Genomic DNA, 7,592 nt, shown 5'->3' with positions numbered 1-7,592 from the left:
GAGTTGATTATGCTGTTAAGTTAACGTCCTAACCTTTGCTTCGATTGCTATAACAGTTGGAAAAACTTTTCTGCGCTCTAAGATTCATCATCTGTCTATGTAGTCATCAATTTTTATTAGCTACATTTATTTAGTTAAAATTTAATTAGGGTTTGCTGATTAAATCTGAAAGTATTGACAGATCAAGGCTAATATCAAATCGGTTATTATTGGTGTCAGAAAGCAGAAACCAGGTTTATATTAAATGTCTTATATAGCAATCCTAAATAGGTTGCGGGTAATCAAAAAGTAGATAAAAAAACTGAAACTCCCACCAGTTAAGTGTTCCCTAAAAGCGATAAGATTTTTATACACAAATAAAATAGGATTGCTATACCAATTTCTGAAAGTCAGACTACACATAAATTTACTTCTGGAATTTCAAGCTTGATAGATTACTTTGAAAAGTGTTGTTTAAGTTTATGAAATTGGTATTACATACTAATATCTACTTCCTATAAATCCGGTTTCTTATAATACTTTAAAGCAAGAGGATTTGAGATAAAGCCTTTTTTAGGTCTAAAAAAGCGTCAGTTTTTCAATCGAAAACTATCAAAAAGTTAGCATTTTAGGCAGAATAATTAGGGTTTACCGATTAAATTTTAAAGCATTGACTCCTAAAGGTTTTAGTCGTTTTAGGTCTTGAAAAAGTACAAAGTTTTTGCTCCTTAAAGCTCATTCATGTTAGGATTTTCGGTTGACAAGAGCCGAAAAATCAAGGGATAATTCTTCCTTGTGCCTCCTCTAAATTCCTTACTTCTCCTATCTTCCCCTCCTGGGAGGGGTTAGGGGTGGGTTGTCTCCTGTCTCCTGACTCCTACCCTCACCCATAAGACTTTTGAGCGCAAACCCTAATTACAGAAAAATCACTCTTACAATTTTTCTGATTATCCACTCTATAATTATGTCTGTTCCTCCTAACTCTTCTCTACTAAACCACTCATCAAAAATACTTTTTTAGCTTAATACTATTCCCGATTCACGATTCCCTAAAAATTAAATTCTGCTAATACTGGAAAGTGGTCAGACGGGATGATTCCATCATATTTTTTATTAACTACTTTAACACTTTGTAAATTTAATCTACTATCATAATAAATAGTATCTATAGGCAGAAAAGCTTGGTCACTAAAATCGTTATAAGTCATCTGATTATTTAATTTTAAATTAGAGCAAGCATCTAATAAACTTAATCCATTGTCTAAAGGATTTAAAAAAGTATTTCGCGCTATCGAACCTGGTTTATCGTTAAAATCTCCTGTGACAAAAATGAATGAATTGTTAGGATTTAATTTTTCTGTTTGTAGACAATCACTGATTAATTTAGCACTTAATTCTCGTGACTTTTTACTATTATAATCTAGGTGAGTATTAACAATAAGTATTTGCTGATTCTCTCCTACAATATTAAATCTTGCCCAAGTAGCTATTCTAGGTAAATGATTTCCCCAACTATGAGTAACACTTCCTAGTATATCTGGTGTCTCACTGAGCCAAAAATCTCCATGGTCAAGGCAATTTAATTTATTTTTATGATAAAATATAGCGCAGTGTTCATCATTACCCATACCTGTTCGATCGCTTCCCAGACAATAATAATTAGATAATAATTGTTGTAAATCTGATAGTTGATTTACTTTAACTTCTTGAGTGCCAATTATATCTGGTGCATATTCATAAATTAGTCTAGCTACAACATTTTTTCTTACCTCCCAAGCAAAGTTTCCAGGGTCAGGTTGATCGTATCTAATATTAAAAGTAAAAATTTTAATTACCATTTTATCAAAATGTTGATAGATGCTTATAATTCTTGAATTAGAAGTAGTAGTTTAATAAATTTATATAGCACTACTGATTTAGGATGCGGACATTAGTAAATACAGTTTTCCGATTATTTAAGAATAGAAAACTCACTCAAAAATCACTTTAAACTTTTGACTGGTGTCTAGCATTGTAGTGGATTTTAGCGTTCATTTAATCTACTTACAGCAGGTTGCAAGTAAATGAGCTACAGTCCTTAATTTGATAAATTCCCACCATTTTAAAAACTGGTATACAAACTATTTTTTCTGTACCTCATAAACCTGAAATACGCTTTCATTAATGGATAATTGACAATGGATAATTGATAATTACCTCTGGTTAAAACCGTTCTTGATTGAATCTAAGGAAATATCCTAGCACTTTTCTCTTGGTCGATTGGATATGGCGTTTCGGCTGTCGCCGACATGAAAAGCGGAGCGGCTCTACAAGAGCGGGAGACCTCGCCATCCCATCCTTCGGACTGCTGCGCAAACGACCGCTTTTTCTCCTTAAAAGGAGAGGCTTTAAACCAGAATTATTTAATTATTAATTATTAACAATTAATAATTCGGTAAATCTATTGAAGATTGAGATATTACTAATGATAAATGCCTAGGCAAAATTAATTAGCTAATTTTTTTCCTGTGATTTTGAGAATGTAGGCTTATTCAGCATCAAGAGTATGTGTAATTAATTTTGCATAACTGTAGCAATCCTAAATAGGTTGTGACAAATGAAAAAGTAAATAAAAAAACTGAAATTCTTACCTGTTTTCTGTTCCCTTTTCCCTTTTCCCTAAAAAGCAGTAAGATTTTTGACACGAATAAAATAGGATTGCTATACTTATAATTTGAGAAATGATTTATACAAATTTAATAAAATAATGTTACAAATAAGCTTTAGTGATTGAAGAACTTGATTTTTGATGTATGTAACCATAAAATTAAGCCTAGGATTAGTTAGTAAGAAACTAAAATATAGTAATCCTAAATAGGTTGCGGGTAATCAAAGAGTAAATAAAAAAACGAAACTATCGCCTGTTCCCTGGTCCCTAAAAGTGGCAAGATTTTTGTACACAAATAAAATAGGATTGCTATAGCTACCAAGAAGATAAAAAACATATCAAAAAATTGTAAAAGATTAGAGTTCAAGTTAGGTAAGCTAACAGACAAACTCAATAGGCAATACTAGGAAGGAAACTTCCCAGAGTTGCTACTTGCATACTGGGAAGCTGGTCTATCTATACAGAATCTAGTTATCTAGTGACAAGAAAATTTTAGGGAAGGTTCCCTAATTTGTTAAAACTCTAAGATTTTCATTTATACTTGCTCAAAGTGCCTAGTATTATTATTGATAAACATATATAATACCAATTTGAAAAAAGAATGTTGTAAATAATTAGTGGAATTAAAATAATTTGATCGGGTTTGCCTTTGATTAAAAAGGGATATTCAAGCCAATAAATGATATTTAAGCTATTTATTTAATCAGAGACTGTTTGTAAAATAAGTATTAAGAGAACATGCGAGTGACTAAAATCTAAAAGCGGTAATACTTCAAGAGATTGAAATTTGGTAGGTAGAGAAGTATTCAGTACATATATTCCTAGATTTTTAAGCGACAAATATTTGTCTTGATTTCTTCCTCCTTATTCCCTATTCCCTATTCCCTATTCCCTGTTCCCTGTTCCCTGTTCCCTGTTCCCTGTTCCCTATCTCCTTTTTATATTTCCTTTACAAACAATCTCTCAGGGATAACCTAAGAAAGTATCTATAAAATAAATCTTAAGGGATGCTCAAAAGTTTACCTTTTGGTGGGTTACGGCGAATCACAAAGCTAAATATTAACTTTAACCATGTAATCTGCGCAATCCACCCTAAACCAGGATTTAATATTGTATTTACAAATACACTCTAAATATTTGTAGCAGAAATTTATCAAAATGGTATAATTACTATTGATTAATTATTACTTTTAGCAGCAATTATATATATTCAATTGTAGAAAAAAATGACAGAAAAAAACAAACTAAAATTATCTATATTAGCTAGTCAAAAGTATTTATTAAATTTACAAGAGACAGAAGGATATTGGTGGAGTGAACTAGAATCAAATGTCACAATAACAGCGGAAATTATTTTACTGCATAAAATTTGGCAAACTGATAACAAAAGACCTTTTGATAAAGTAAAAAATTACCTGATTTCCCAACAAGGAGAACATGGAGGTTGGGAATTATTTTATGGGGATGGAGGAGACTTAAGCACTTCGATTGAAGCTTATATGGCTTTGAGATTATTGGGTGTTGCAAAAACAGATCCAATTATGGTTAAAGCACAAGAATTTATTATTCAAAAAGGAGGTATTAGTTGCAGTAGAATTTTTACTAAATTACATTTGGCTTTAATTGGATGTTTCAATTGGCAGGGTATCCCTTCTATTCCTCCTAGCATAATGTTACTTCCTGAAGATTTTCCATTTACTATTTATGAAATGTCAAGTTGGGCAAGAAGTAGTACAGTTCCACTATTAATTGTGTTTGATAAAAAGCCGATTTTTTCCGTAAACCCTACTATTAATCTGGATGAACTTTATGCTGAAGGAATTAACAATGCTACTTTTGAATTACCTCGTCAATACGATGTGACGGATTTATTTTTGGCGTTAGATAAAGCTTTTAAATTAGCAGAAGATTTTAATTTGATGCCTTTGCGCGAGGAAGGATTAAAAGCAGCAGAAAAATGGATTTTGCAAAGGCAAGAAATTACGGGTGACTGGGCGGGTATTATTCCAGCTATGTTAAATTCTATGTTGGCATTGAAGTGTTTGGAATATGATGTGGCAGACCCTGTGGTGGTGCGGGGGTTGGAAGCTATAGATAGATTTGGTATAGAAACTGAAGATGGTTATTGGGTACAACCTTGTGTTTCTCCAGTTTGGGATACCGCTTGGGTAATACGTTCGTTGGTTGATTCTGGTATTGCTCCTAGTCATCCGGCAGTGGTGAAAGCTGGGGAATGGTTGTTGCAACAGCAAATTTTGGATTATGGTGACTGGGCAGTTAAGAATAAATTGGGTAAACCGGGGGGTTGGGCGTTTGAATTTATCAATCGTTTTTATCCAGATATAGATGATACGGCAGTGGTGGTTATGGCTTTGGATGCTGTAGAGTTGGCTGATGAGGAGTTGAAACGAGTGGCGATCGCTCGTGCTATGGACTGGGTAGCTTCGATGCAATGTGAACCTGGGGGTTGGGCAGCTTTTGATGTAGATAATAATCAGGAGTGGTTGAATGGTATCCCTTATGGAGATTTAAAAGCGATGATCGATCCGAATACGGCGGATGTAACGGCGCGGGTGTTGGAGATGGTTGGTTGTTGTGGGTTGTCTATGGATAGTAGGCGGCTGAAACGGGCGATCAATTATTTGGCAAGGGAGCAGGAAGGGGAAGGTTGTTGGTTTGGTCGGTGGGGAGTTAACTATATATATGGTACAAGTGGGGTTATTTCAGCTTTGGCTGTTGTAGCGCGGGAAAGTCACGGAGGTTATATAGAGAGGGGGGCAAGTTGGTTGGTTGGTTGTCAAAATTCAGATGGCGGATGGGGTGAGAGTTGTTGGAGTTATAACGATCCGTCGTTGAAGGGGAAAGGGAAAAGTACGGCTTCTCAAACTGCTTGGGCTTTGATTGGTTTATTGGCTGCGGGGGAAGCGACTGGTAATTTTGCTAGGGAGGCTATTGATAGAGGTGTGGATTTTTTGGTTTCTACTCAGAAGGATGATGGGAGTTGGTTGGAGTCGGAATTTACTGGTACTGGGTTTCCCTGTCATTTTTATATTAAATATAATTTTTATCCGCAATATTTTCCTTTGATGGCTTTGGGGAGGTATGAAAGTTTGTTGGGTGATTGATGTTTTTGGGTCAGGGAGATGGGGAGATGGGGAGATGGGGAGATGTGGTGATGGAGAGATAGGGTGAAATTTTTCAATTTTTAGAGACAAATATTAGTATAGGTAGTCTCAACTGCTGAGTCATTTTTTTGAGAAAATCTAGTCGGAAAATCAGAGGTGAGTCTTCTGTGACTTTTCAATTTTTAGAGACAAATATTAGTAAGAGACAAATATTAGTATAGGTAGTCTCAACTACTGAGTCATTTTATTGGGAAAATCTAGTTGGAAAACCAGAGGTGAGTTTTCTGCGACTTTTCAATTTTTAGACAGAAATATTAGTAGAGACGCTCGGAAGTGGCGAGTCGCTCTCTTGGGAAAATTTAGTTAGATACCAAGAGGTTTGTCTGATTAAACTTTTCGATTTTCAGACAGAAAGATTAGTAGAGGCGTTCGGACGTTGCGAGTCGCTCTTTTGGAAAAATATCCTCAGATAACAAAAGGTTTGTCTGGTGAAACTTTGAAATTTTTAGAGAGAAAGATTGGTAGAAGCGCTCAGAAGTGGCAAGTCGCTCTTCTGGGAAAATATCCTCAGATAACCAGAGGTTTGATGGCGGGCAAGATGCCCGCACTAAGACAATAACTAATTACCTAGATTTGATATGACTATAATATTGTCGCACTTTTACTATTCTCAGACACAAAGATAATTAGAGGTAGTGTGAAATAAAATGTCCTTGAGCATCTACCAAGTAACTTTTTATAGGATATCTGCAATTAAGCTGTCACATTTTTGCCTTGGCAATAAACAAATATTTAAAGCAGAAATTTTTGATGCTTGATTCGTTGATTTATTCAAGAATTGTCCGTGAGAAATTTCTCTTATCTCAAACAAATTAGGAGAACCTAAAAATATGAAAACATCTTTCCCAACCCCTAGTGTTGACTTAGACACTAATGTACATCTTGGAGAGATAGACCGTAATATAAATATAATGCTGGAATCTAGAAATTTTTTGCCATCTATTGACTACAAACTCATGCAATTTGGATTAAATTTTGATTATGATGAAATGGATGTAGTTTTAAATGCTCGTGACATTGCTATAAAAAAAATTGAATCCGGAGAAAAAGTTGAATATTATAAATCTTGGTTCAGGAGTATCTGTTTTAACGTAATTAAAAATTTTTCCAAAAGTACAAAATCTCGAAAATTATTGGTATATAAACTAAAAAGTCTAAGTTGTTTAAGCGATTCAAGAGAAGATTTAATCCCGGAATACACAACAGAGCCTAATTTGAAATTATTAGGTAAAGGTTGGAAAGGCTTAAATGAAAAAGAAAAGGCTATTTTGTGGTTGAGAGAAATTGAGGAACATTCATGGTCTGAAGTGGCAGAAAAATTAGTGATTAAGGGATTAGAAGTTGATGGCGATCGTAAAAAGTTGGAGGATAGGGTACGGCAAAAAGGAAATCGAGCTTTAAAGAAATTGCAGAAACATTTTGGAATATCCAAATAATTCAAATAGTTAAATTAATATCAATAAGTATTGATAGTTATTCTTTGAAATAAGTCTAGTATCGGGGTAAGAATTTTCTTATCCCTGATAAAAATCAGTTATTAATAGTTGATCAAAACGATAGTTAAGTTTTTATCTGCTATTAATTTTGTCTGGAAAAATTTTCTATAAGGACATTATAAGTATGATGATATTTAGAACTATGACAATGAGCTCTCCTATGGGTTTAGGTTGTGCGACAATGAACTTTTCGCCCTTTTCTAACTGTTCGACCTCTTCTATATTTCCGACAATAAATCAGCGTAATCTTGATCTTCCTATGATCGCCGGTTTATATCTATTTAT

General features: G+C 34.1%; 4 protein-coding genes. 3 read left to right on the top strand and 1 reads right to left on the bottom strand.

The annotated features are described in order from the left end of the window. Positions 1-1,028: 1,028 nt before the first annotated feature. The gene (locus ACP6PM_RS03595; RefSeq protein WP_426581927.1) at positions 1,029-1,817 is read right to left on the bottom strand and encodes an endonuclease/exonuclease/phosphatase family protein; all 789 of its coding nucleotides are present in this window, start codon (positions 1,815-1,817) and stop codon (positions 1,029-1,031) included. Positions 1,818-3,852: 2,035 nt separating this feature from the next. Between ACP6PM_RS03595 and shc the strand changes: the two genes are divergently transcribed. From shc to ACP6PM_RS03580, 3 genes are all read left to right on the top strand, one after another. Then, a complete protein-coding gene (shc, locus tag ACP6PM_RS03590) occupies positions 3,853-5,751 on the top strand; it encodes a squalene--hopene cyclase (protein WP_426581925.1) in 1,899 nt (632 codons plus the stop codon). Positions 5,752-6,187: 436 nt separating this feature from the next. After that, positions 6,188-6,370 carry a hypothetical protein gene (locus ACP6PM_RS03585; protein WP_426581923.1) on the top strand — a complete coding sequence of 61 codons (183 nt, stop codon included), beginning with the start codon at positions 6,188-6,190 and terminating at the stop codon, positions 6,368-6,370. Between the two features lie 271 nt (positions 6,371-6,641). Beyond that, on the top strand, positions 6,642-7,247 hold the full coding sequence (locus ACP6PM_RS03580; protein WP_426581921.1) for a sigma-70 family RNA polymerase sigma factor: 606 nt from the start codon (positions 6,642-6,644) through the stop codon (positions 7,245-7,247). The last annotated feature ends 345 nt before the right edge of the window (positions 7,248-7,592 follow it).

The sequence above is a fragment of the Dapis brunnea BLCC-M229 genome, from assembly GCF_050015995.1.
GTDB lineage: Bacteria > Cyanobacteriota > Cyanobacteriia > Cyanobacteriales > Microcoleaceae > Trichodesmium.
This window is presented reverse-complemented; position numbering and strand designations above follow the sequence as displayed.